Annotated in this window: 21 protein-coding genes; 6 read left to right on the forward strand and 15 right to left on the reverse strand. The window is 70.8% G+C overall.

Going from position 1 to position 24,194, the window contains the following annotated elements; genetic code table 11:
• The first annotated feature begins 48 nt into the window (after positions 1-48).
• Positions 49-2,235: a sensor histidine kinase gene (locus tag ACUZ2Y_RS02355; RefSeq protein WP_476326445.1), complete on the forward strand. Its 2,187-nt coding sequence runs from the start codon at positions 49-51 to the stop codon at positions 2,233-2,235.
• A gap of 22 nt (positions 2,236-2,257) precedes the next feature.
• Here ACUZ2Y_RS02355 and ACUZ2Y_RS02360 read toward each other — a convergent pair whose 3' ends face one another.
• The 6 genes from ACUZ2Y_RS02360 to ACUZ2Y_RS02385 form a co-directional block, all read right to left on the reverse strand.
• Positions 2,258-2,863, reverse strand: a complete 606-nt coding sequence (locus ACUZ2Y_RS02360; RefSeq protein WP_476326447.1) for a response regulator transcription factor — start codon at positions 2,861-2,863, stop codon at positions 2,258-2,260.
• A gap of 357 nt (positions 2,864-3,220) precedes the next feature.
• A complete protein-coding gene (locus tag ACUZ2Y_RS02365) occupies positions 3,221-3,850 on the reverse strand; it encodes a DUF6239 family natural product biosynthesis protein (RefSeq protein ID WP_476326449.1) in 630 nt (209 codons plus the stop codon).
• A gap of 101 nt (positions 3,851-3,951) precedes the next feature.
• Positions 3,952-4,518: a hypothetical protein gene (locus tag ACUZ2Y_RS02370; RefSeq protein ID WP_476326451.1), complete on the reverse strand. Its 567-nt coding sequence runs from the start codon at positions 4,516-4,518 to the stop codon at positions 3,952-3,954.
• A 67-nt stretch (positions 4,519-4,585) separates the two neighbouring features.
• The gene (locus ACUZ2Y_RS02375; protein ID WP_476326453.1) at positions 4,586-4,792 is read right to left on the reverse strand and encodes a hypothetical protein; all 207 of its coding nucleotides are present in this window, start codon (positions 4,790-4,792) and stop codon (positions 4,586-4,588) included.
• Between the two features lie 92 nt (positions 4,793-4,884).
• Positions 4,885-5,925: a DUF1702 family protein gene (locus tag ACUZ2Y_RS02380; RefSeq protein WP_476326455.1), complete on the reverse strand. Its 1,041-nt coding sequence runs from the start codon at positions 5,923-5,925 to the stop codon at positions 4,885-4,887.
• A 130-nt stretch (positions 5,926-6,055) separates the two neighbouring features.
• Positions 6,056-7,033, reverse strand: a complete 978-nt coding sequence (locus tag ACUZ2Y_RS02385) for a hypothetical protein (protein ID WP_476326457.1) — start codon at positions 7,031-7,033, stop codon at positions 6,056-6,058.
• A gap of 305 nt (positions 7,034-7,338) precedes the next feature.
• On the opposite strand from ACUZ2Y_RS02385, the gene ACUZ2Y_RS02390 reads away from it, so the two are divergent.
• The 4 genes from ACUZ2Y_RS02390 to ACUZ2Y_RS02405 all read left to right on the forward strand — a co-directional run bounded on the left by ACUZ2Y_RS02390 (position 7,339) and on the right by ACUZ2Y_RS02405 (position 15,148).
• Positions 7,339-11,994 carry an acyltransferase domain-containing protein gene (locus ACUZ2Y_RS02390; RefSeq protein WP_476326459.1) on the forward strand — a complete coding sequence of 1,552 codons (4,656 nt, stop codon included), beginning with the start codon at positions 7,339-7,341 and terminating at the stop codon, positions 11,992-11,994.
• Positions 11,994-12,458 carry an acyl-CoA thioesterase gene (locus ACUZ2Y_RS02395; RefSeq protein ID WP_476326461.1) on the forward strand — a complete coding sequence of 155 codons (465 nt, stop codon included), beginning with the start codon at positions 11,994-11,996 and terminating at the stop codon, positions 12,456-12,458. Before ACUZ2Y_RS02390 ends, ACUZ2Y_RS02395 begins: the two co-directional genes overlap by 1 nt.
• Positions 12,459-12,548: 90 nt before the next feature.
• On the forward strand, positions 12,549-13,343 hold the full coding sequence (locus ACUZ2Y_RS02400) for a TIGR03084 family metal-binding protein (protein ID WP_476326463.1): 795 nt from the start codon (positions 12,549-12,551) through the stop codon (positions 13,341-13,343).
• 206 nt (positions 13,344-13,549) lie between these two features.
• Entirely contained in the window at positions 13,550-15,148 is a 1,599-nt protein-coding gene (locus ACUZ2Y_RS02405) for an acyl-CoA carboxylase subunit beta (protein ID WP_476331525.1), read from the forward strand.
• Between the two features lie 32 nt (positions 15,149-15,180).
• Here the strand turns inward: ACUZ2Y_RS02405 and ACUZ2Y_RS02410 are convergent, their stop codons facing one another.
• The 7 genes from ACUZ2Y_RS02410 to ACUZ2Y_RS02440 form a co-directional block, all read right to left on the reverse strand.
• The gene (locus ACUZ2Y_RS02410; RefSeq protein ID WP_476326465.1) at positions 15,181-15,765 is read right to left on the reverse strand and encodes a DinB family protein; all 585 of its coding nucleotides are present in this window, start codon (positions 15,763-15,765) and stop codon (positions 15,181-15,183) included.
• A 363-nt stretch (positions 15,766-16,128) separates the two neighbouring features.
• Positions 16,129-17,538, reverse strand: a complete 1,410-nt coding sequence (locus ACUZ2Y_RS02415) for a M14 family zinc carboxypeptidase (protein ID WP_476326466.1) — start codon at positions 17,536-17,538, stop codon at positions 16,129-16,131.
• Positions 17,539-17,676: 138 nt separating this feature from the next.
• Positions 17,677-18,537 carry an aldo/keto reductase gene (locus tag ACUZ2Y_RS02420; protein WP_476326467.1) on the reverse strand — a complete coding sequence of 287 codons (861 nt, stop codon included), beginning with the start codon at positions 18,535-18,537 and terminating at the stop codon, positions 17,677-17,679.
• Between the two features lie 40 nt (positions 18,538-18,577).
• Positions 18,578-18,943, reverse strand: coding sequence for a hypothetical protein (locus ACUZ2Y_RS02425; RefSeq protein WP_476326468.1), 366 nt, complete (start codon positions 18,941-18,943; stop codon positions 18,578-18,580).
• On the reverse strand, positions 18,940-21,654 hold the full coding sequence (locus ACUZ2Y_RS02430; protein ID WP_476326469.1) for an FtsK/SpoIIIE domain-containing protein: 2,715 nt from the start codon (positions 21,652-21,654) through the stop codon (positions 18,940-18,942). Before ACUZ2Y_RS02430 ends, ACUZ2Y_RS02425 begins: the two co-directional genes overlap by 4 nt.
• Complete coding sequence (locus ACUZ2Y_RS02435; protein WP_476326470.1) at positions 21,655-21,900, reverse strand: hypothetical protein; 246 nt, start codon at positions 21,898-21,900, stop codon at positions 21,655-21,657.
• Complete coding sequence (locus ACUZ2Y_RS02440; RefSeq protein ID WP_091383600.1) at positions 21,897-22,157, reverse strand: hypothetical protein; 261 nt, start codon at positions 22,155-22,157, stop codon at positions 21,897-21,899. Before ACUZ2Y_RS02440 ends, ACUZ2Y_RS02435 begins: the two co-directional genes overlap by 4 nt.
• A 103-nt stretch (positions 22,158-22,260) precedes the next feature.
• Between ACUZ2Y_RS02440 and ACUZ2Y_RS02445 the strand changes: the two genes are divergently transcribed.
• Positions 22,261-22,602 (forward strand): antibiotic biosynthesis monooxygenase family protein, encoded by a 342-nt coding sequence (locus tag ACUZ2Y_RS02445; RefSeq protein ID WP_476326471.1) that lies wholly within the window; start codon positions 22,261-22,263, stop codon positions 22,600-22,602.
• A 193-nt stretch (positions 22,603-22,795) separates the two neighbouring features.
• Here the strand turns inward: ACUZ2Y_RS02445 and ACUZ2Y_RS02450 are convergent, their stop codons facing one another.
• Together ACUZ2Y_RS02450 and ACUZ2Y_RS02455 are read right to left on the reverse strand one after the other, a co-directional pair.
• Positions 22,796-23,362: a DUF305 domain-containing protein gene (locus ACUZ2Y_RS02450; protein WP_476326472.1), complete on the reverse strand. Its 567-nt coding sequence runs from the start codon at positions 23,360-23,362 to the stop codon at positions 22,796-22,798.
• Positions 23,363-23,364: 2 nt separating this feature from the next.
• Positions 23,365-24,120: a lytic polysaccharide monooxygenase gene (locus tag ACUZ2Y_RS02455; protein WP_476326473.1), complete on the reverse strand. Its 756-nt coding sequence runs from the start codon at positions 24,118-24,120 to the stop codon at positions 23,365-23,367.
• Positions 24,121-24,194 lie beyond the last annotated feature (74 nt).

A 24,194-nucleotide genomic window follows, 5' to 3' on the forward strand; every position in this document is an offset into this window, starting at 1 on the left:
TCCGGCCCGCTCAGCGCGCCCCTGCTCGCCCGCGCCATCGTCGCCGCGGTGTACTCCGGGCTCTGTGTGGTGGCGTTTCTGCACGTCCTGGAGTCGTCGCCGGCCTTCCCGGTCGCGCTGTTCGCCGCGGTCGCGCTGCTGATCCTGCTGGCGCTGCAGGTCTGCTACTTCAGCAGGCCCGGCGGGCCGCCGCGCTCCCCGCTCACGTACTGGGTGCTGGCCGCACAGGCGGGTCTGGTCTTCGTCCCCGCGCAGCTGTTCGGACAGGCGTGGGTGGCGCTGCCCAGCCTGCTGGCGGGGACCGTGCTGCTGGTGCTGCCGCCCGCCGCGGCGGTGACCGCGTTCGTGGTCATCCTGGCGATCACCGCGCGGACCCAGGAGATGCTGACGCACTCGGTGCTCGACGTCGCCTACATCGTCGCGGGTGGGCTGGTGGCGGCCCTGGAGGTGTTCGGGCTGACCCGGCTGGCCGGGCTGATCACCGACCTGCACGCGGCCCGCTCGGAGCTGGGGAAGGTGGCGGTGGCCCGGGAACGCACCCGGTTCGCCCGCGACCTGCACGACCTGCTCGGGCTGAGCCTCGCGGCCATCGGGCCCAAGAGCGCCGCCGCGAGCGCGGCGCTCACCGCCGATCCGGACACGGCCCGCGCGGAGCTGCGGGAGATCCTGGTGGTGGCCCGGCACGCGCTGGCCGACGTGCGGCTGATCTCCAACGGGTACCGGGAGCTGTCGCTGCGCGAGGAGTCCCGCACGGTCGAGTCGCTGCTCGCCGCGTCCAATGTGGACGTTCGGATGGAGCTGAACCACGGCGAGCTGCCCGCGCACATCCGTTCCGTCGTCGTCGCCGTGCTCCGAGCCGGGGTGGCCAACGTCCTGCACCACACGAGTGTGGCCCGGTGCGACATCACCATGCGGCAGGTCGGTCGGACAATCGCGCTCGACATCGTCGACGACGGGGTGACCGGCCGCTGCCCGACTGAGGCAGGCTCCTTCGACGGCGGACTGGAAAGCCTGGCCAACCGGGTCCGTGCCTTGGGCGGGTCGCTCGTCGAGGAGCCGGACCCCGACGGTCGGTTCGGTTTGCACCTGATGATCCCGGTGGGATCACGGGTGGAGCGCGCGGCGGCGCCCGACGAGATCGAGGAAGGCCCACGCTGCGCCAGGCTGCTCGCGACCGGTCTGATGAACGTGGTGTTCGTCGGCTTCCTGTGCGCCGCGATGCTGCATTTGCTTTACTTGACACGCGATCCGGTCGTGCTGTCGTTCAGCGCGGGATGCCTGCTGGCTCTGGTCGCTCTGCAACTGTTCTGGGTGAGCAGGCCGGGAGTGCGCATCGGCTCGCCTTCCCGGTATGTGGTGGTCGCCGTCCAGGCGATGCTGGTGTACCTGCCACTCGCGGTGTTCCCGCACGCGTGGGCAGGCGTGCCGGGGTTGCTCGCGGGGACCGCGCTGCTGGTGTTCCGGCCGGCGATGGGATGGCTTGGGTTCGTCGCCGTCGTGGCCGGTGTCCCTTGGGCGCAGGGATCTTCGGAGTTGATCGACGTGATCCTCGCCGTGACCGCCACGGTGATCACCGGGCTGGTCACCTACGGGCTCACGTGGATGGCGGGGTCCGTCTCGGAACTGCGCGCGGCTCGGCGTGCTCTGGCGCGCGCGGCCGTGGCGGAGGAGCGGCTGCGGTTCGCGCGGGATCTGCACGACCTGCTGGGGTTGAGCCTGTCGGCGATCACGATCAAGGCGGAACTGGCCTACCGGGCGATGAGGGTGGACCCGGCACGGGTGGCCGCGGAGCTGGGGGAGATCGTCTCGATCGCCCGGCTGGCGCTGGCTGACGTCCGTTTGGTGGCGGGCGGCTACCGGGACCTGTCGCTCAATGAGGAATCGCGGTCGGTGGAGTCGGTGTTGGCCGCGGCGAACGTCGATGTGCGGATGGATCTGCGGTACGGGGAGTTACGGGCCGAGGTCCGCACCGTGCTGGCGACGGTGTTGCGGGAGGGGGTGACGAATGTGTTGCGGCACAGTCGGGGGGCGCGCTGCGAGATCTCGGTGCGGCGGCATGGGGACATGGTGGTGTTGGAGATCGTGAACGATGGGGTTTCGGCACCTTTTGAGGCCGCGGGGGTGGGGAACGGGATCCGGAACATGACCGAGCGGGTTGCCGTGGTCGGTGGGGAGCTCATGGCAGGGGTTGGCGATGATGGCATGTTTCGGCTTCGGGCTGAGGTTCCTGCTTGATCGGGTCTGCCCGTCGCCGCTATTACAGCCAGCCTGACTCTGTGGCTATTCGGATCGCGTCCACCCGGTTGCGAGCGTTGAGTTTGGTGACGATTGTCGTCAGGTAGTTCCGCACTGTTCCCGCCGACAGGAACAGGCGGGTGGCGATGTCCACCGCGTTCGCACCGCCTGCCGCCATCTGCAATACCTCGATCTCGCGGCCCGTCAGGGGACAGTCGGCGCCGTCCCAGGCCGCGAGGGCCAAGTCGCCGTCCACGACTCGCCGTCCCGCGGCGACGCCGCGGATGGCGTTGGCGAGTTTGTCGGCGGGGGCGTCCTTGAGGATGAAGCCGCCCACCTTGGCCGCCAAGGCCCTTCGGAGGGTGCCGGGCCTGCCAAGGCTGGTGAGGATCAGGGTGCGGCATTCCGGCAGATGTTGGTGTAGCTCGGTGGCCGCGGTGAGGCCGTCCTTGCCCGGCAGATCGATGTCGATCACCGCCACGTCGGCCTGCGATTTCCGTGCCCACGGAAGGATGTCGTCGCCCGAGGCCACCTCGGCGACGACGGCTACGTCCTGTTCCAAGTTGAGTAGCGCGACCAGCGCGCCTCTGACCATGTGCATGTCCTCAGCAATCAATACTCTGATCACATCTCCACGCGCCCTTCGCCCGCCCACGCCAATAGTTGTTTGTACCACTATCCCGGTGTCCGATTTTCGCCCGTCTGGTCGCCCGCCGTTTCCCACTGATACCGGCGAATGGTGGTATGACGGCGCTCATACCTGGCGCGGCCAGGGGTTTTGCCTCTTCACCCGAGCTCGGTAGGGGTTGGGGAATGCTGGGCGATAGGGGGTTCGAGTGTTCCTGACTCACACTCGACCTGGTTGTGCGCTGAACGAATGCCACCCATGGCGTCCCTCCCCGAACGTGGGCAAACAAGGCAAATCTAGTGGCCCGTCCAGGAACCAGTGACACCGACCGCCTTGAGTCTGTCTAATCGCGCGGTGTCAGAAGCCGCCCGCGACCGTGGCCTGGGCGGTGGCGGCCAGCAGCGCGGTGGCCACCAGTGCCGAACCCGCGTGCACGGTGAACCGGGCGGCGCGACGCCTGCACCCGACCAGCGGCAGCCACGCCAGACCGGCCAGCGCCAAGATCACTCCGCTATGGAGGGTGGCGGGCATGCCCGCGCCGAGCCAAGCCTTGGCGAAGTGGAGGGTGGCGGCGACCGACGCGACGGCCAGAACGTACGGCGCCGCCCGGCGGGCGGAGGCGGCCAGGGGCGCGGCCACGGGGGCGAGGGTGAGGAAGACCGGGAGGCAGCCCGCCACGAAGGCGACGAAGACGATCCGGTTGGTCACCTCGAGCTTGCCCGCGAGCATCAGTTCGAGCACCACCCCGAGCGCGGCGCTGCCGCAGACGAAGGCGGCGGTGTACTTGCTTGGCTGCCCAAGAAATCCGCGCAATAAGGCGAATCCGGCGACCGCGGGCACCGCGTAGAACAGCGCGACCCGCAGGGCCAGCGGGCCGAGCGAGATCGGCACGGACAGCGTGTGCCCGTGCTGCTGCGCCACCGCGGGCAGCGCCCCGGCGACGAGCAGCAGCGCGACGAGCGGAAGGACCGCGACCGGCCGCGCCACACGGCGAAGGATCGGGTGCGCGGCGGTGCGAGCTTGCCCGGTCGTGTGGTGTGGCCGGGAAATAGGGGTGAGCCACCCACCCGGACGGTCCACCCCCCGCGTCATCCGACCGGCACCGGTGCGGCGCACGAGCAGACCATCTCGACGCGTTCCTCCAGGCGGGGCCGCAGGTGCGCGATCATCGCCACCACCATCGGGACGAACACGACGAAGTTGTAGAACAAGTGCAGCTCCACCCGGGGCGCGAGGAGCTGCACGATGCTCGTCGGCTTCGCCTCGCCGAGCAGGTTCGAGCCGGTCATCGCCTGCAGGAGCAGCAGCAGATGCTCGAAGTGGTGCCACACCTGGATCCACATCGCCGCCAGCCACCACGTGCGGGAGCGGCCGTGGAAGCCGTGGCGCAGCATGACGAACCCGGCCAGCATGATGATCGCGTAGCCGTAGTGCATCCACTCCGAGCTGACCAGCCATGGGAACCACAGCCCGAGCACGCCGCCCGCCTTGGGCCGCGGCCAGTCGAGCACGAACACCTGGATGGCCTGGACGATGTGCTCGGCCCAGTGCGCGAGCACGATCACCAGAAACGCCCGCAGCGCGAGCTTGTGGTACTTCCCGTTCAGCGCCGCGATCACACCGTCGCGCCTCCCGGTACCCGCTTGCAGTGCCATCCCGCCCGCCTCTCATCGCGATGCCGCGGGGCCGCCCGGCACGGTCGGACCCGCGGTGATCATGTCCTCACGCGGCGCGGTCGATCAAGGCCGCCGAACGCCGATGGGCCAACAGCGCCAGCGCGCTCACCTGATCAGAGTCCGGGCCGCCCTCGGCCGCGATCTGCTCGAGCAACCGTGCCTTGCGCTCGTACCAAGCCGCTACTTCCGTCTTGCTGGCTTGCGGTCCCGGCATACTCAGAATCACCTGGGTGATCTCCCGCAATCCGCTCATGGCCACCGCCGTCGTCGAACATCCACGCCGGACGCGGGTGCGGCCGGAGGTGCCGGACGACCTTGATCCCGCGGGCCGCGACGGCACGGTCTTCAGGCAAGCGCTTCCCCTTCGGGGACTCGATCCACGGACGTTTGGGCCGCCGCCTTGCTGACGGTGGCGGTGACGAGCCGGGTGCGGATCCGCTCGCGCCAGCGCTCGTACGCGGGATCGAGGCCCGTGCCCCACGGATCGGCTTCGGTGCTGTCGCCGATCTCGACCGCCGCCGACACCGAGAGCCCGGTGAGGGCCCGGGCGGCGACTTCGCTGTGCGGGGGAGTGAACCCGGCGTAGGTCCGCGCCTTCAGCGCGAACACCACCCCGAGCGCGAGTTCCGCCCAGTGCGCCCCGGACGCCGCGCGCAGCCGGATGAGGCCGGGTTCGTCGCAGCCGCCCGCGAACGTCGAGGCCAGGCCGACACCGCTCCACAGGTCGGCGTGCCGGTGCGGGGCGAACCGGTTCACCGCGTCGGTGACGGCGTCGGGACGGGCGCCGTTGATGAACCACAGCGCGCGGCCGACACCCTGGTCGAAGGCCCGCAGGAAGTACTCGCCGGAGCCATCCCAGGCGTACGGCTTGGGCACCCGCTGCTGGTCGACCCAGCGCTTGGTCTGGAAGTAGGCGCGGTCGAAGCCGTAGCCGTCGACGGCCAGCCAGCTCATCGTGGGGTGGTACGGCGACTCGGCCAGGTCCGGGATGACCTTCTTCCACAGCACCCGCGGCAGCCGCGCCATGGCGAACCCGATGCCGATGTAGGTCAGGAAGAGGTGCGGCTCGCCGGGGCCGTCGAGCAGTTCCCTGGCCCGCTTCCCGCGCCCGCCCGCCATGGCGTCGCGCACGGTGGCCGCCATCGCCGCGCCCTCGTAGGCGAAGCCCCGCTGCTGCGGCTCGACGAGTGCCAGGCGCCGTTCGACCTCCCACAGCGTCTTCGCCTCGATACCCCATTCGAACCCGCAGATCACCGACCGCGGAATCGCCTCGAGTGTCTCAGCGGCGGGCGAGTCCGCACCCGGGAAGCCGCGGACCCGGAAAGTCACCTCGGCGAGACTGGGAGTCAGGAGAACTCTGCGCAGCGTGCCGAGAATTGTCGGCATGGAGGTCACCCCACTTTCTCGACCATGGTCGGGTGGCCGATATCCGCCGCACAACTCCCAGGTTGCGGATAAGAAGAACGCCCCGCCGGAATCGTCAATCGGCGGGGCGTTCTTCTCGGTCGGCGCGCGATCAGGTCCAAGGGGCGAGCGGATACCACGGCAGGATGCCACGACCGGCGAGCAGCCGAACGTCCCAGTAGAGGAAGGTGAACACGCCCGCGGCGATCAGCGCGGACGCGGTGACGACGGCCATCCGGCGGGGGTCGGCGGCGAACCAGTGCCGCAGCTTGCCGCCCAGGACCGCGCTGGTCAGGAGCAGCAGCACCACCATGATCAGGATGTTGCCGAGTGATTGCAGGGTGAACGCGGCGGCGCCGTAGAGCGCGTTCCCGCTCTCGGCGGCGTCGCGGAACAGCTGCCGGAACAACCCGAAGGGCCTGCCGATCAGGAACCCGCCGACGAGCGCGCCCATGAACACCATGGGCGCGTTGGGAAAGCGCTGGGACAGCTTGGCGAACGGGTCACGCACGACACCGAGGGCGGCGAGACCGAGGTAGACCATCGTCAGCCCGATGAGGCCGAAGACGATCATCGACTGGATGCTGCGGCCCGACAGCGTGCCCGCGACGTTCTTGGCCGTGGAGAACTGCGGCATCGACGTGCCCACGAGCCCGACGATCGCGCCGTAGGTCGCCGACACCGCGGTCATGCCGACCGAGAGCCAGAGCAGTGGCCGCAGGGTGGCGCGAACCCGGCTCCAGCGGGTCGTCGTGGTGCCCAGGATCGGTGTCATCGCACCGAAAACCGCGATGTTGCAGGCGGTGAAGGTGCCCGCCAGCCCGGTGACGAAGGCGAAGGCGATCCCGCCCGCGATCCCGCCGATCTCGGCGCCTTTGGCCGTGTGTCCCAACATGGTGTCGGCGATGCTGTCGCCGATGGTGCTGTCGACGAACTTCGCCGACCACACCACGGTCAGGAGGAAGCCCACCAGCGCGCTCAGACCGATCACCAGCCCCCGGCGCCGTGGGAAGACGCCGCTGACGAACGTGGAGGTCGATGCCTGCTCGGCGACCGGCTCCCGCGCCTGTCGGATATCGCCACTGCTCATGCGCTGTCCTTTTCGGATAAAGGAGGATGTGCCTGCGAATAGCGGACTTACGAGTCTGCAGATGGTACTGAGCACGATGGCGGGAATGCGTCGGTCGACAAAAGTGACGCACGTTGGAAGAGGGCTGTCCGAATCAGGGGTCACCCACACGGCGCGGGATCGAAGGTCGGTGCGCGCACGGCCGGAGACGACACGGCTCGCATTCCGCCGCAAACTTGGGACTCGCGAAGCAATTGTGACCATTGTTTGTCCACGGTGTCGGAAATTGTCGAAATGGTCCATTCAAGTGCGGGGGTGGTGAAGGCATGGGCGGTGAACGGATCGCGATCGTCGGCATCGGTCTTCGTCATCCCGACGCGGGTTCCCCGGAGGATGTCCGGGAGAACGCGTCTGCTGACTGGCTCGCCCTCGCGGTGACCACCGAGGCGCTGGCCGACGCCGGCTTCCCCGAGGGCCACGGGCTGCCCAGGCAGGCCACCGGGGTCGTGTTCGGCTACCGCCTCACCGGCGAGTTCTCCGGCGCGACTGTGGACACCCTCGACACCCTCGCGCGGGGCCTGACCGGCACTATCGCCGGGCGCGTCCGCGACCACTTCGACCTCGGCGGCGGTTGCACCGTCGACGCCGCACGCTCGTCGTCGCTGCTGTCCACCGCCGCCAAGGCGCTGGTCGACGGGGACACGGACGTCGCCATCGCGGGTGGCCTCGACCTGTCCCTCGACCCGTTCGAGGTCGTCGGCCCCGCCAAGACCGGCGCGACCGCCACCGGCGAGATGCAGGACCCCAACGGTTTCCGGCCGGGCGAGGGCGCGGGCGTCGTCGTGCTGATGCGCGAGTCCGATGCCATCGCCCGTGGCGCCAAGATCTATGCCCGCGTCTCCGATTGGGGCACCGCGGGCATCCTGGATCTGATCACCACCCTCGTGTCGAGCCGCCAGGATCCCGAGCTGCTGCTTTTCGCCGCCGACGATGTCGAGCGGCTGCGCGACCAGCTCACGCGGGCCGCCGCCCGGGCGCACGAGTTCGCGCTCGCAGGCACGCTCGCCACTGAGCTGAAGGGCAGGCCACTGCGCGCGGCGGTGGTGACGAACTCCCCCGAGGACGCCGAGCGCAAGCTCAGCGGGCTGGTCGCGGCGCTCGACGCGGGGGAGACCTCGCTGTTCTCTCCGGCCGAGGGTGTCTTCCTGGACAACCGGACAGTCGCGCCGAAGCTGGGGTTCCTGTTCCCGGGCCGGGGCGCGGGACGCGGAATCAGCGCCCTCCGCCGCCGGTTCCCGGCCGCCGACCATGTCTTCGACTCAGGCACGCTCTCCGGCGACCAGACCACGCAGGCGGTCGTGCAGGCGCGCGTCGTCACCGGCTCGCTCGCCGGGCTGCGCGTGCTGCACACCCTGGGCATCGAGGCCGACATCGCCGTGGGCCACAGCCTCGGCGAGCTGACGGCGCTGGCCTGGGCGGGCGCCATGGGCGGGCCCGAACTGCAGGAGCTGGCCAAGATCCGCGGCCAGGTCATGGTCCAGGCCAGCGATGGCGGCGGCGGGATGGCCGCGTTGGTCATCGACCCCGCGGGTGCCGAGCGCCTGATGGCGGGCCACCCGGTGGTGATCGCCGGGTACGAGAGCCCCACCCAGGCCGTCATCTCCGGCCCCGCAGAAGCGGTCGACGCGGTGTGCGCCAAGGCCGCGGCCGAGGGCGTCACCGCCATCCGGATCAACGTCCCGCACGCGTTCCACTCGCCGCTGGTGCGGCGGGCGGCGGATGCGATGGCCGACCGACTCGCCGACCGGACCTTCGAGCGCCTCGTCCGCCAGGTCGCCTCCACGGTCACCGGCGACGTGCTCGACCCCGACACCGACGCGCGCGCCCTGCTGGTCGACCAGGTGCTCCTCCCAGTGCGCTTCACCGAGGCCGCGGCCCGCGCCGCCCGCGACGTGGACCTGCTCATCGAGGTCGGCCCCGACGCGGGCCTCACCAGGCTGCTCGGGCAGATCGCGCCGGACAAACCCGTCCTGGCCCTCGACACCGACAGCGACTCGCTCGGCCCGCTGCTCACCGTCGTCGGTGCGGCGTTCGTCCTCGGCGCGCCGGTCGACACCTCCGCGCTGTTCAGTGACCAATTGCTCCTCGCACTCGACGGTGAGCTGACCACCCTGTCGAGCCCGTGCGAGGCCGCGCCCGCCATCGGCGCGGACCTGGTGGCCCCCCTCCACCAGGACGACCGTGGCGGCGGGGTCGCGTCCGCGGGGGGCTCCACCCCCTTGTCCCCAGCGGACGCGACCCCAGCGGACGCGGGCACCGCCACACCGCCGACCCAGCGGGTCGACGACACCGCTCCGGGCGGCCCCTGGGTCCGGCCGTTCTCGGTGGACCACGTCCCGGAGCCGCGCCCGTCGGTCGCCGCCGGTATCGGCGCGCCCGGGCAGTGGCAGGTGTTCGCACCGGAGGGCCACCCGCTGGCCGGGCCGCTGGGCGCCGGGCTGGCGAAGGCGGGCATCGGCGACGGTGTCCTGCTGTGCCTGCCGAATGACGGTGAACCGCACGTCGACTTGGTCCTCGCCGCGGGCAAGGCCGCCATCGCCGCCGACGAAGGCCGGTTCGTCGTCGTGCAGCACCGTTTCGGCGCCGCCGAGCTCGCCCGGACGCTGCGCCTGGAAGCACCGACGACGCGCACGACGGTCGTCGGGTTGGCCGACACCGAACCGTCCACACCGGACTCGATCAGGACGTCCGTCGCGCGGGTCGTCGGCGAGGCGGCTGCCACCAACTGGTTCTCCGAGGTTCGCTACGGCGCCGACGGCACCCGCACCGTCCCGGTGCTCAAGGCCCGGACCGCGCCCGCCTGTCCCATCGGACCCTCGCCGCTCGACGGCACCGACGTCCTGGTGGTCACCGGCGGCGGCAAGGGCATCACGGCCGAGTGCGCCCTGGCCATCGCCCAGGACTCCTCGGCCAAGCTGGCGCTGCTCGGTGGGACCGACCCGACCAAGGACGCCGAGCTGGCCGGGAACCTGGCCCGGATGGCGGCCGCGGGTGTGACCTACCGCTACGAGCGGGCCGACCTCACCTCCGTGGAGGAGGTCGCCACGGCGGTAGCGCGATTCGAGGCCGAGCTGGGACCGGTCACCGCGTTCCTGCACGGCACGCCGGCCTGTCTGTCCGATAAGGACTTCGAGCGGACGTCCGCGCCCGAGGTCGCCGAACTGCGCGCGGTGCTCGACGCGGTGGACCAGGACAAGATCAAGCTTCTGGTCACCTTCGGCCGGTCCGGTCCGCGCGGTGCGGCGCACTACCCCACGGCGAACGACTGGATGTCCGAGCTGACCGTCGACTTCGGCCGGGAGCACCCGAAAGCCCGGGTGCTGGCGCTGAAGTGGTCGGCGTGGTCGGACGCGGGCACGGACGAGAACCTCGTGCGCGACGGCATCACCCCTATCTCCCCCGAGAAGGGCATCGCCGTCCTGCGTGAGGTGCTGGCCGACCCGGGCGCCGGACCGGTGCTGGTCGTCAGCGGCCGCACGGCCGGACTGCCCGTGATGGAGGACATCGAGCTGACGATGACCCGGTTCGTCGACCAAGTGGTCGCGCACTATCCGGGCATCGAGTTGATCACCGAGGTGGAACTCTCCGCGGGCGACGACCCATACCTGGAGGACTACCTGCTCGACGGCGAGCTGCTCTTCCCGGCCGCGATCGCCATGGAGGCCATGACCCAGGTCGGTGCGGCGCTCACCGGCTCGGAAAGCGCGCCGCTGCTGGAGAACGTCGAGTTCCTCCGACCGATCGCCGTCCGGCCCGGCGGGTCCACCAAGATCCGGCTCGCCGCGCTGGTCCGCGACGCCGAGACCGTCGACGTCGCGGTGCGCGGCGAGGAGAGCGGATTCAGCGCGGACCACTTCCGCGCCACCCTGAAGGTACGGCCGGATCCGCCGCGGTCGGACAATCCCGACCCGCGGATCCCCGCGGTCGCTTTGGACCCGACGACCGAGCTGTACGGCAGTGTCCTGTTCCAGGGCGAGCGGTTCCAGCGGGTGCGGGCCTACCGCAAGGTCAGCGCGCGCCACGTGGTGGCCGAACTGGGCACCGCTTCGCCCGCCCCGTGGTTCGCCGCGCACCTGCCGCGGCGGTTGCTGCTGGCCGACCCCGGCACCCGCGACGCGGTCATGCACGCCATCGAGTGCGCTGTGCCCGATGAAGTCCTGGTCCCGCACGGCGTCGAGCGGCTCTACCTGGCGCAGCGGCCCGAACCGGACACCGAGTTCGTGGTCATGGACGCCCGAGAGCGCTGCCAGGACGGCGAAAGCCACACCTACGACGTCGACGTCCGCACGCCCGATGGCCAGGTCGTGGAGCGCTGGGAAGGTTTGGTGCTGCGGTCTGTCGGCCGCCGCGAGGGTGCCCCGTGGATTCCGGCCCTGCTTGGGTCCTCTGTGGAGCGTTCGCTGGAGCGGGTGCTCGGCGGCAGCCGGTCGGTCGTCGTCGAGCCCGACGCCAAGGGGCGACGTCAGACCGCACTCGCCGTCAGCAGGGCGCTCGGGCGGACCGTCGGGGTGCGCCGCCTCCCCGACGGCGTCACCCTGTCGCACGGTGTGGGCCTGACTTTCGTGGTCGCCGGCTCCGGCGGGCTCGGCTGCGCCGTCGAATCCGCCGTCGAATCCGCCGTCGAATCCGCCGCCGAAGCGGACTGGCCGGGCCCGCTCGACGCCGATCAGCGCGCCCTGCGGGACCTGCTCGCCGCGGAGGCAGCCGACAGCGCCGCGGTCGCGGGCACCCGGATCCGGGGTGCGCTGCGGGCACTGGGCAAGTCCGGGACCGCCGGCCAGACGCTGACTCTCGACCGCGTGCACCCCGATCGCTGGGTGGTGCTGTGCGCGGGCGGCGCCAAGATCGCGACGTGGGTCACGACGGTCAAGGGCCGCGCCGACCCGGTCGTCTTCGCGGTCCTGTCCGGAGAGGAACCCTGATGGCGGACTACTTCGAGCTTCGGCACACGGTGGGCTTCGAGGAGACCAATCTCGTCGGCAACGTCTACTACGTCAACTACCTGCGGTGGCAGGGACTGTGCCGGGAGAAGTTCCTCAAGACCGAGGCGCCGGAGGTCCTCAAGGAGGTCCAGGGGGACCTGAAGCTGTTCACCCTCAAGGCCGAATGCGAATTCTTCGCCGAGATCACCGTCTTCGACGACCTGTCGATCCGCCTGCGGCTCGACGAGCTGACCCAGACCCAGGTCCAGTTCGCCTTCGACTACGTGAAGCTGCGCGACGAAGGAGAGACGCTTGTGGCGCAAGGGGTGCAGCGCATCGCGTGCATGCGCGGACCCAACCCCAACACCGTGCCCGCTCGTGTTCCGCCGGCGCTGCGCAGGGCGTTGGCTCCGTACGGGGGCACCGGGACCTCGTCCAAGGCGCCGTCCGCCGACGCGGCGTAGGCGTGCCGTGCGGGCCGCAAACGTGGAGACGACCCCGCGCGGCGGCCTGGCGGATCCTGGAAGTCATTCGCTCGCGAAAGGACTACCGCCGTGTCCGATCTGCAGGACGTGATCATCGCGCTGACCGTTGAGGGCGAAGAGGTCGACCGAATGGTCGCGGGCCTCACCGCCGAGCAGTGGGGGACGCCGACCCCGTCGCCGGGGTGGACGGTCACCCACCAGGTCGCGCACCTCGCGGCGACGTTCCGGCTGGCCGGGCTGGCCGCGGCCGACCCCGCCGCCTTCGGCGCCCTGGCCAAGACGTTGAGCCCTGACTTCGACGCGAACGTGACCATGGCGATGTCGCAGTATCTCGGTGATCCGACCGACGTGCTGCTCTCTCGCTGGCGTTCGGATCGGGACAACGCGATCAAGGCGTTGGCCGCGGTTCCGGCGGACTCCGTCGTCCCCTGGTTGGTTCGGCCGTTGCCGCCCGCCATTCTGGCTTGCGCGGGGATGATGGAACTCTTCGGGCACGGGCAGGACATCGCCGACGCGCTCGGGGTTCGGCGGACGTTCTCCGACCGGCTGCGTCACCTCGTGGCGTTCGCGGTGCGGACATGGGACTTCGGGTATCTCGCCCGCGAGCTGCCCACACCGGACGCGGAGTTCCGGTTCGAGATCACCGGGCCGTCGGGGGCGCTGTGGGAGTTCGGACCCGCCGACGCGGTGAACCGGATTTCCGGGCCCGCGGTGGACTTCTGCCTGCTGGTCACCCGGCGGCGGTATCACAGCGACTTGTCGATCACGGCTTCCGGCCCGGAGGCCACGGCCTGGTTGGAGATCGCGCAGGCTTACCGCGGGCCCGCCGGTGACGGTCGCGCGCCTGGTCAGTTCGCGGCGTAGGCGCGGCGGCATGTCGGCTTGAAGTGGTCCGCGCGGCTCCGCTCGTGGTGGCCGGATGGCAGTGGCGGTAAGGGGTGCGGGTGCAGTGAGGCGCCCGCCGATGGGACGAGGGTGAGTCGAGTGGTTGTCTGTCTCTTATGGACCGCACGATGAGCGCGCCGGAGTTCGAGTTACCGGACTCGCCGCCGCCTCCGATCCAGGACCGGATGCCCGGCAGGCATTTGCGTCGGGTCGACGCGCCCCCCGCGCCGCCGGTCCGGTCCATGCCGCTGCTGCGCGCCGAACGGGACGCGTTGGAACAGGCTGTCCTCAAAGGGAAGCCCGAGGCCAACGCGCGGATGCGGGCGCAGGGCAAGCGAACGGCGCGGGAGCGGCTGGAGCTGCTCCTCGACGCCGGGTCGTTCACCGAGCTGGAGATGTTCCGCAGGCACCAGGCCCGCGGGCTCAAGGTGGACGAGACGCGGCCGCACTCCGACGGTGTCGTGGTGGGGTCCGGGACCATCGACGGGCGCCGGGTTTTCGTCTACGCGCAGGACTTCACGATCTGTGGTGGGTCACTGGGCGCGGCGCACGCGGCGAAGATCCACAAGGTGATGGACCTCGCGCTCGCCGCCGGGGCGCCGATCGTGGCGCTCAACGACAGTGGGGGAGCGCGCATTCAGGAGGGTGTGCTGTCCCTTGACGGGTACGGCGGGATCTTCCGCCGCCAGGTCGAGGCGTCCGGGGTGATCCCGCAGATCAGCGTGGTGCTCGGGCCGTGTGCCGGTGGCGCGGCCTATTCGCCCGCGCTGGCGGACTTCACGTTCATGGTGCGCGACACGTCGAACATGTACCTCACCGGGCCCGACGTGGTGGCCGCGGTGACAGGGGAGCGGGTCACGCACGCCGAACTCGGCGGTGCCGACGTGCACGCGACCCGCTCCGGGGTGGCGACCTTCGTCCATGATGACGAGGACAGCTGCTTCGAGGACGTGCGGTACCTGCTTTCCCTGCTGCCCGCGAACAACCTCGAGACCGCGCCCGCCGCCCCGACCCAGGGCGCCGTCGACGACGTGCGGCCCGCGCTGGCCGACATCGTGCCCGTCGAGCCGAACAAGCCCTACGACATGCGTTCGGTCGTCGCCGAGATCGTCGACGACGAGGACTACCTGGAGGTCCACGAGAACTGGGCCGCCAACGTCCTGTGCGCCTTCGGCCGCATCGACGGCGAGGTGGTCGGCATAGTCGGCAACCAGCCGCTGGTCCTCGCAGGCGTCCTCGACGCCGCCGCGGCCCAGAAAGCCGCCCGCTTCGTCCGCTTCTGCGACGCTTTCGCCATCCCGCTGGTCACCCTGGTCGACGTCCCCGGCTTCCTGCCCGGCACCGAACAGGAATACGCCGGCGTCATCCGCCACGGCGCGAAACTCCTGTACGCATACTGCGAGGCCTCGGTCCCCAGGATCCAGGTGATCGTCCGCAAGGCCTACGGCGGCGCCTACATCGTCATGGACTCCCGCTCCATCGGCGCCGACCTGGCGTTGGCCTGGCCCACCAACGAAATAGCCGTCATGGGTGCCGCCGGAGCGGTCGACATCCTCTTCCGCAAAGAACTGGCCGCCACCCCCGACCCCGAAACCCTCCGCGACACCCTCCGAGCCGAGTACGCCGACCAGCTGACCCACCCGTACTACGCGGCGGAACACGGCCTCATCGACGACGTCATCGACCCGGCCAAAACCCGCGCCGCCATCGCCCGGGGCCTGGCCATGCTCCGCACCAAACGCAAGCAGGCGCCACGTCGCAAACACGGCAACATCCCCCTCTGATTCCGCCTGCTCACTGAGTGGGAGTGTCAGCTCTACTGAGCCTCGCGGGCGGTCGCTTCGAGCCGTTCGCGGTACTCCGACCACCAACCCGGATCGTCGCTGGGCATGTTGTCGGCGCCGACGCGAAGACCGGCCGCTCCATCGATCAGTTCCCGGACGATGTCCGCGTGCCCGGCGTGCCGGTGGGTCTCGGCGATCATGTGCACCAGGATCCGGTGCAGCGTCACCTCGCCGCGGTCCGCCGCCCAGTGCGGCACCCGCCCCGCGGACTCCAAGGTCAGCGCCGAGATCGTCGCGTCCGAGTGCGCGCGCACCCGTTCGTACAGCCCGAGGATCCCGGTCCGCGACTCGTCGGCCGTCGCCCACATGTCCGCGTTGAGTTCGGCGTCGTCGCTCATCCAGGGGAAAGTCTGCTCGAACGGCCTGCCGAACGTGTCGCCGAAGTAGGCGATCTCGCACCCGGCGAGGTGCTTGACCAGCCCCAACAGGTTGGTCCCCGTGGGCGTCATCGGGCGGCGGATGTCGTATTCGGAGAGGCCGTCGAGCTTCCACAGCAGCGAGTCGCGGCCGACGTTCAGATAGCGGTGAAGATCCGCTTTGGGGTCCGATCCGGTCATGCGACACAGCATCGCATCCGGCACCGACAAGGGCCTCAGGGTCTGGCCGAGCCCCTGCATGACACGGCCAGACCCGGCGCTCGGGTCACAGCGAGGGCATAGACCCGCGAACGCATCCCGCTCCGGTGAGGCGCCTAACCGGCGAGACGTGACCCACTGTAGGGCACTACTCACGGGTACCGCGACCCGGCCGCGTGGAGTTCCGCGATTCGCCATCAAGATTACGGAAAGGCGAGGGCCGGGCGTGTGAGGTACGTCCGGCTCTCGCCTTTCCTGCGGACCCGCGGCGGTGCTCGCATCACCGGTCGCGGGTGGGGTGACGGTCGCCCCTGACGGCCTGGCCACCCCGGTGGTCTTACCTGGTCACGGCCCGTACGGGCGGGCCGCCTTGCTCGCCGCATAGGTCAGCATCGGCTTCACCTTCGGCCAGTACGTGCCGCTCTGGCAGGAGTACGCGGGCAGGAACCCGGCGCAGCCGCCACTGGTGTTGCCGATCTCCCACACGAAGCTCGCCGCGCCCAAGTCGTCGTAGACCCAGTCGTCGGTGGAGCCGCCCGCGTTGTACAGGATCTCGCCGGGCTGCCCGTAGCGCCAGCCCCCCGCGATCCGCGCCATCTCCTTGGCCATCGCGCGCAGGCTCGCGTCGTTACCGGTGTGGTAGGTCGAGCTGAAGCCCCACGGGAAAAGGACCATGTTCGAGTAGCTGTGCATGCTGATCACGACGCCGGTCGTGTCGGCGGGCGCGGCGGCCGAGGTGCCGGTGGCGCGGCGGTCCTTGTACAGGCTGCGCCACAGCTGCTGCAGCGCCTTGGTCTCGACCTCGGAGTTCGCGCTCGGGCCGCGGTAGGTCTCCGAGCACGGGTTGGTGCTGCTGCCGGTGCCGTACCCGGAGCTGGTGTTGCGGTTGAGGTCGATGCCGATCTGGCTGGTGCCGCCGGTCGTCCCGCAGTTCGGGCCGTAGGTGGTGTTGGCGTTCTTGCGGTGCGTGTACGGCGACCCGCCGCCGCGCTGGACGATGTCGACGCCGTCCGGGTTGGCGATCGGCACCACCCACACCTCGGTCGAGTTCAGCAGCGACGTCACCTGACTGTCGACGCCGTAGCCGTCGGTCAGGTGGTCGATCCAGCGGTACGCCACGTCGCCGGTGGTCAGCTCGCGGGCGTGCAGCTGGGCCATCACGAACAGCCGCGGCTTGGGCGCGCTGGTGCTCAGGGCGCAGTCGCCCGCCGCCTTCTTGGTGATGCAGATGGCCTTGAGGTCGTAGCCGCCCGCGCCGCGGGTCTTGCGCCACGAGTCGCCGTAGTCGACGACGGTGGCGAGCGCGGCGTGGTCGCTCGCGACTTGGTTCAGGTGCGCGTATTGGGCGTTGACCGTGCGGTAGCCGCCGTAGTAAGTCTCCTCGGCGGCCGCGGCGTCGAGCACCGCCGCCTGCCCGCTGCGGGCCGGGGGAATCCACTTCGGCGGGGCGAGCACCTGTTCGATGGACACCCGGAAGCCGCCGCCGCGCAGCCTGCCGCCGGTGTCGTTGCGACCCATGACGAACAGGTCGTCGCCGTCACGGTCTTCGAGTACGTCGAAGCCCGCGGTCAGCAGGGCGTCGGCCTTCGCGGCGCCGCCGGTGACCCGGTACACGTAGGTGGGGCCGGTCGCCGCCTCGGCGGCGGGGGCGGGTGCGCTCGGTGTGGCGGAGCCGGGCAGGGCGCTGAGCAGCACGGCGGCCGTGGCGGCCGCCGTGAGGCCCAGCATGGTCGCGGTTCGTCGAGTTGGGGACATGGACAACCTCCTGGGACGAGAGGATTTCCGCCAGATTGCCCGGAAGGCACCAGTTCCACCAATCCCATCAAGACATAGCTTTGCTGTATGGACCAACTGGGAAAATGTGATGGCGTAAGGGAAATCCCTCGCACCGGATCAATGGGACGCCGAACCATTGAGCCGAGCCATCTCCGTTTCGTCGAGCCGCAGGTCCGCCGAAGCGGCGGAATCGCGGATGCTCTCCGGCCGCGACGACCCCGGAATCGGGATCACCACCGGCGCCTTGGCCAGCATCCAGGCCAGGCACACCCGCTGGGGGCTGACGCCGCGCTCCTCGGCGATGTCGGCGAACGGCTGGAACCGGTTGCCCAGATCGGCGGCACCGCCGATGCCGCCGAGCGGACTCCACGGCAGGAACGCGATTCCCAGTTCCGCGCACAGCGCCAATTCCGGCTCGCTGCCGCGAAATGCCGGTGAGAACTGGTTCTGCACCGCGGCCAGCCGCCCGCCCAGGATGTCGTTCGCCTCGCGGATTTGCGCGGGATCGAAATTCGACACCCCGGCCAGCCGAATCTTGCCCGCGTCGAGCAGTTCCGCCAGCGCGCCGACCGACTCGGCGACCGGCACGGCCGGATCGGGGCGGTGGAACTGGTAGAGCCCGATCGCCTCGACGCCCAGCCGCCGCAGCGACTCGTCACAGGCTTGGCGCAGGTATTCCGGCCGCCCATCGAGGCCCCAAGCTCGGCCCGGACCGCGGGTGTGCCCGCCCTTGGTCGCGACGAGCACGTCCGCGTCGACACCCTTGAGCGCCTCGGCGATCAGCTCCTCGTTGTGGCCGAAGTCGGTCTCGTCGAGCGAGTACGCGTCGGCGGTGTCGATGAGCGTGACCCCGGCGTCGACCGCGGCTCGGATGGTCGCGAACGCGCGCTCGCGGTCCGGCCTGCCGCCGACCGACAGCGGCATCCCGCCCAGTCCGATGGCGCTGACCTCGGCCTTGCCGATCCGTCGGGTTTCCATGCCCCCGATCCTGCCCGCGCCCGTGCGAGCCCGCCAGCGGTCAACGGCGACGCGGCCAACTGGCGCGACGGACGGCGGTGTTGAGCGCGTCGGTCGCGGGTTCGATGTGCGCGAGGTAGTCCTTGAGGTTCTCCGGGTCCGCGCTCGGGTCCGCGGCGGGCAGCGACCCCAGGGCCAGCCAGCTGACGTCGGCCAGCGGCGCCGCGACCTGCCGCCGCCACCAGCCGGTGACCTCCTCGGTCACCTTCGCCTCGGCCTCCTTCGCCGCCCCGATCTCCTTGTCCTCGGCGGCGATCTCGCCGATCAGGGCGAGCGAGCGGGCCCGCTCGTGCTCGGAGTGCGTGCGGGCCGCTCGGTGCGCGGTGTCGAGGAGCTCCTTGTAGCGCGCGCTCGGGTCGTCGGTCATGCGGTGTCCATCGCGGTCGAGGTGTCGAACGGGATCACGACCTGCGGCCGGGCGTGCGTGGTGCGGTCGAAGAACACGGCGCGGTGCGGGCGCGGCGACCAGTCGACGAGCTGACCGGCCGCGATGCTGTTGAGCTCCTGGCCCTGCACGTCAAGCGCCACCCAGGCGCCCACGTCGTCGGTGCCGCCGAAGCCCAGGGTGTCCTTGAGCCTGCCGACCCCGCGCCACCACCCGATTGTGTGCACGTGGGCGGCAGGTCCGTTCTTGAGCAGCGACCGCAGTCGGTCGAGCCCGCTGCGCATCAGCGGCGGTTCCTTGACCTCAAGCCAGGGGTGGGCCGCGTCGACGGCGTAGAAGAACACGAAACGCGGACGCTGAGCGGATTCCTCCGTCAGGGTCGCGACGTCCTCGCCGGTCCGCAGATCGACCTCGTGCCCCAGACCGGTGAGCACCTCGGCCAGCCGCTTGACCCGCTCGTGCAGCGCCGCCACCGGGCACCACAGGCTGAAGTCGCACGTCCCCGGCGCGTGCAGCCGGGCCAGCGACAGCGCGGCACTCTCCATAATGGACAGAGCGTCCGCCGTTGCCGTCCCCAGGACGGCCAGGTTGCGGCCGGGCACCGGGTCCAGCCGCGGGCACGCCGACTGGTCGGCCACGTCGATGACCTGGCCCAGCACGGGACCGGTCGGATTCGCGTACGCCGCCGCGGTGAGCAGTTCGGGCTGGTGGGCGCCGTCGAACAGCCGCGGCACGGGGGAGGACTGCGCCTCCCACAGCCTGCGCTGCAGCGCGTCGAATGTCCCCCGGCTCGACGCGTCCGGGATGTGCGCGATCTCATTCCCGTGCGCCACACCGGATTCGTGGTTGAGCACCGCGTGCCAGCGCGGCAGTGTGACCGAGGCGTTGTTGTGCTCGGCGAGCACCCGCTTCGCCTTCGGCATCGCGATCCGCAGGGTGCACTGGTCATAGACCGCGGGTTTGCCCCAGAACGCCTCGATGCCCGCGATGTCCTGGCTCGCGAGCACCAGGTGGATGCCTTGGGAACGCCCACGCCGCGCCACGTCCTCCAGCAGCGACGCCGCCTGCTGGGTGATCTGGTCGCGGCCGCCGAAGAGCGCCTGGAACTCGTCGATGACCGCGACGATGCGCGGCCAGTGCCCGTCCGGGTCGGCCTCCCGCAGCTCGGCGAGCTTGGTGACCTCCTGGCGCTTGGCCGCCTCGGCCCGCCGGGCCAGCTCCTCGGCCAGGAACCGCAGCAGCGCCAACCCGAACTCGCGGTCGGTGTTCACGTTCACCCCGACCAGCCGCGCCTGCGGCAGCCAGCTCGGGTCCTTGCGGCCCGGAGTCAGGCCCGCGAAGGAGACACCCTCCTTGAAATCGAGCAGGTACAGCTCCAGCTCGGACGGCGGGTACCGGGCGGCGAGACCGCCGAGCATCGCGTAGAGGAAGTTCGTCTTGCCCGACCCGCTCGGCCCCGCCACCAGCGCGTGCGGCGTCGCGTCGCCGATCACCACCTCGATGGGGGAGCCGTCGTGGAACCCGACCGGTGTGCGCAACTCGTCGCGCGCCGACTCCTGGCACAGCGTGTCCGGCAGCAGGTCGGCGAACGTGCGGGGCCTGCCGCGCCGCGACAGCACGACCTCGCCGATCGCGCTCGCCGCCCGGCTCACCGACGCCGCCGGTGCGGGCGCGTCGGCCCGGACCACCACGCCCGGCCCGGTCATGCTGCTCGTCGCGTGCTCGCCGTCGACGAACGTGACTGTCTCCATCGGACTGTTCGCCGCCACCGGCACGTCGACGAGGATCAGGTGCACCCCCGCGTCCGGCCCGGTGCGCGCGACCCGGTTGAGCTCGCGGTACAGCTCGTCCGCGGGCCGCTCGCCGTTGCCGAAGAGCACCGCGACCTGCCACGGCTCGACCCGCTTGCCCGCCGCCGCGCACGTCTCCCGCAGCGAGCCCGCGCCGTGGCGCAGCGACGCCGCGTGCACCTTGCGGATATGCCCCGCGAGACCGGCGAGCAGGTCGTCGAGCCGGGTCGGGTCGTGCACCACCATCAGCCCAGCCGCCGTCAGCGGGTGCAGCCTGGGCAGCGGTCCGGTCAGGTGGCCGATGTCCCACAGGTGCACCCGGATCGCGCCCGGGACGAACGTGCTCAGCATCCGGACCAGCAGCGACTCCACGATCGAGTCCACCGCCGCCCGGCTGTCGGTCACCGAGTTCAGCCGCAGGTGCCCCACGTCGAGCAGCGGCACCGCCAGCGGGAACCCGTGCTCCGGCGGGGCGTGCTCCACCCGCGCCGACCCGATCCGCCACAGCCGCGGCGCCGAGGCGCCAGGGTCGCGCCCGACCTGACCGAGCCAGTCCTCCCACGACAGCCCGGCCGGGCCCACCGCCTCGGCGGCCACCACCTCGCGGACCGCGCCGAGGCCGCTCTCGTGCCACTCCGCGTAGTTGCGGTCCCGCTCAGCCGTCACCCGCTGCCACACCGCGCGCCGCGCCGGGTCGTCCGCCACGCTCGCCATCAGGGCGGAATCCCGAGCGGCCGTCGCCAGACCCATCCCGTAGACGGCCCGCTCGAACTCCAGCTGCCGCTTGCGGGTCTCGGCCCGCGCCCGCCGGTTCTGGGCCGCGCCCAGCGCCAGCCCCAGCACGCTGCGCAGCTCCGCCAGCGCCTGCTCGGCCCGGTTGCGACGCTCGCCCTTGCCCAGCATCTACAGCCTCATCAGATAGTCGATCACGGCTTGGCGCCCGCGCGCGATCAGCTCACTCGCCCGGTTCACCTCGGCGATCGCGAGGTCGAGTTCCGCCGGGTACCAGCCGTCCTCGGCCCGCTTCACCCCGAGGAGGACCGCCTTGGCGTCCTCGAGGGAGGGCACGGCCGCCGCCGTGTAGGCGGCGGTCCGGTCCAACGCGTCGGACACCCCGCGCAGTTGCTCGGCCAGCTCCGAGATCGTCAAAGTCGTGCCGCGTAGCCCTCGGCGGTGGTGATGCTCGCCTGAACCGTCGCCTGAGCTCCCGCGAGCACCTGCAGTGCCTCCGCCAGCAGACCGTGCGCTTGCGCCACGTCCGCCTGACCACTGCCTTGTGTCGCCGTCGCCAAAGCGCTGCGCGCCTCGTCTAGTTGGAGCGACGCCTGTGAAATCGCCGCGATACCTGCCTGGGCCTTTTCGGTGGCCACCGCGATCCCTGTCCGGATCTCTTCCACGCCCGCCATGCCGTCGAAGATTAGTGCTGATGATCTCCAAGCGGCGCACCGGGTGCACACCTCTGACCGATCGTGGGACCGCACCGGGTGAACCGCTGGTTGAATGTCGGACATGGACACTGGGGAAATCGCGAGCACGCCCGAACCGCCCTACTATGCCGTGGTCTTCACCTCGGTCCTGCGGCCGGACCACGACGGCTACTACGAGACCGCCGCGCTGATGTCGAAGCTGGTCGCCGACAGCCCTGGCTACCTGGGCCACGAGAGCGCGCGAGGTGAGGACGGCCTGGGCATCACGGTCGCCTACTTCACCGACGAGGCCGCCATCAAGACCTGGCGCGACAACGCCGAGCACGCCGCCGCACGCGCGCGCGGCCGCGCGGAGTGGTACTCCGGCTTCGAGCTGAGGATCTCGAAAGTAGAACGCGCGTACGGGTTCCGGCGAGCCGAGTAGCACCGCGGTACGACATCCACTGTGGACTAGGTCCTGTCCTGCAAGTCCGGCACGCGCTATTCGCGCCCGGGCGGCCCCTGGCCGCACCGGCGCGAAGCCCAAGTACAACTCGGTACGAGCGGCTCCCACGCCGGCGCGCGCCCAGGAACCACCCGGATCACGAATCCCGCGCACCGGACTTGCAGGACAGGACCTAGGGCGGGCCGGTCAGGCTGAGCAACTGCTGGATCTGACCTTTGCGGGACCGGACGACCCGGTCGGCGAGCGCCCGCGCGGAGTGGCTGACACCGCCCGCCAACTCCGCGCGGGCCATCTCCACCGCACCGTGCTGATGCCCCGTCAGCACGGTGACGAAGCGGCGTTCGAACTCGCCGTCGGTGGTGGTCCTGAGGCTCTCGATGGTGTCGGGGGCGGTCACCGGCAGCCCGCCGTGCGCCTCGTGCGCGCCCGGGTCCGGGTCGGCGTCGGCGGGCTTGCCCCACTCCGCCAGCCACTTGGTCATCGACTCGACCTCCTCGGCCTGGGTCAGCTCGATCGCCCGGGCCAACTCGCCGACCTGCGCCCGCACCGGCCGCCCGGCGGCGAGCCGGACCAGGTCGATGCCCTGGCGGTGGTGGGCGATGGACATCTGCAGGTACATCACATCGGTGTCGTTGAACTCAGCGCCCGGCACCGGGGCGCTCGTGGGGGCTGAGGTGGGCGCGCCGCATCCGGCGAGGACGGCGAGGGCCGTGAGGGCGGCCAGGACGCGGCGCGCCATGGTCAGTTCCGCAGCCAGAGCGCGGGGGTGACGTCGGGTTCCCAGCCCGACAGCGCCGTGTGGCCCTGCCTGCAGGTGTAGGAGGCGCCGTTGTAGGTCACCACCGCTCCGGTCGCGTACGCCGTGCCGGGCGTCCAGGTCCCGCTCGACGGCGGGGTCGTGGTCGGCGGCTTGGTGGTGGTCGGTGGAGTCGTGGTCGGGGGAGTGGTCGTCGGGGGAGTGGTGGTGGTCGGGGGCGTGGTGCCGCCGCCGATCTGCAGGTCGACGCACGAGTAGAAGGCCATCGGCGTGTCTGCGATGTTCCAGATCGCCAGGAGCTTCTGCCTGCCGGAGAACCCGCTGAGGTCGACCTGGTGACTCACGGTCGCCCCGGGCTGGGCGCCGCCGCTGTTGAAGTACGCGACGCGGGTGTTGCCGATGTAGTACTCCCAGTCGCGGGTGGAGTGCCGGGCGGTGATCACCCAGTTGAAGGTGACCCGGCCGCTGACCGACGTGGTGGGCCAGTTGCGCGAGTCGTCGTTGAGCTGGGCGAACTGGCTCAGCCCGGCGTGGCAGTTGCGCTGACCCTTGGGTCCTTCGACGCTCTGCGGCTCCCAGACGATCGGGCCGCAGTCGGGCACTTTCCCCTGCGCGCACATGGCCTGCCTGCTGGCGGGGGACGAGACATAGCCGTGGGCGAGAGCCGGGGTGGCCGGGATGACGACCAGCAGGAGTGGGGCGAGACAGGCTCCGGCGGCCAGGGCGAATCGACGTTTCACAGGGTCCTCCACAGCGGCTGTTCCGTGCCGCGGGGCACGGTGCGGGAGCAGTGGGACGCCTGCTGCCTCAAGGG

Source organism: Actinokineospora sp. UV203 (assembly GCF_056323665.1).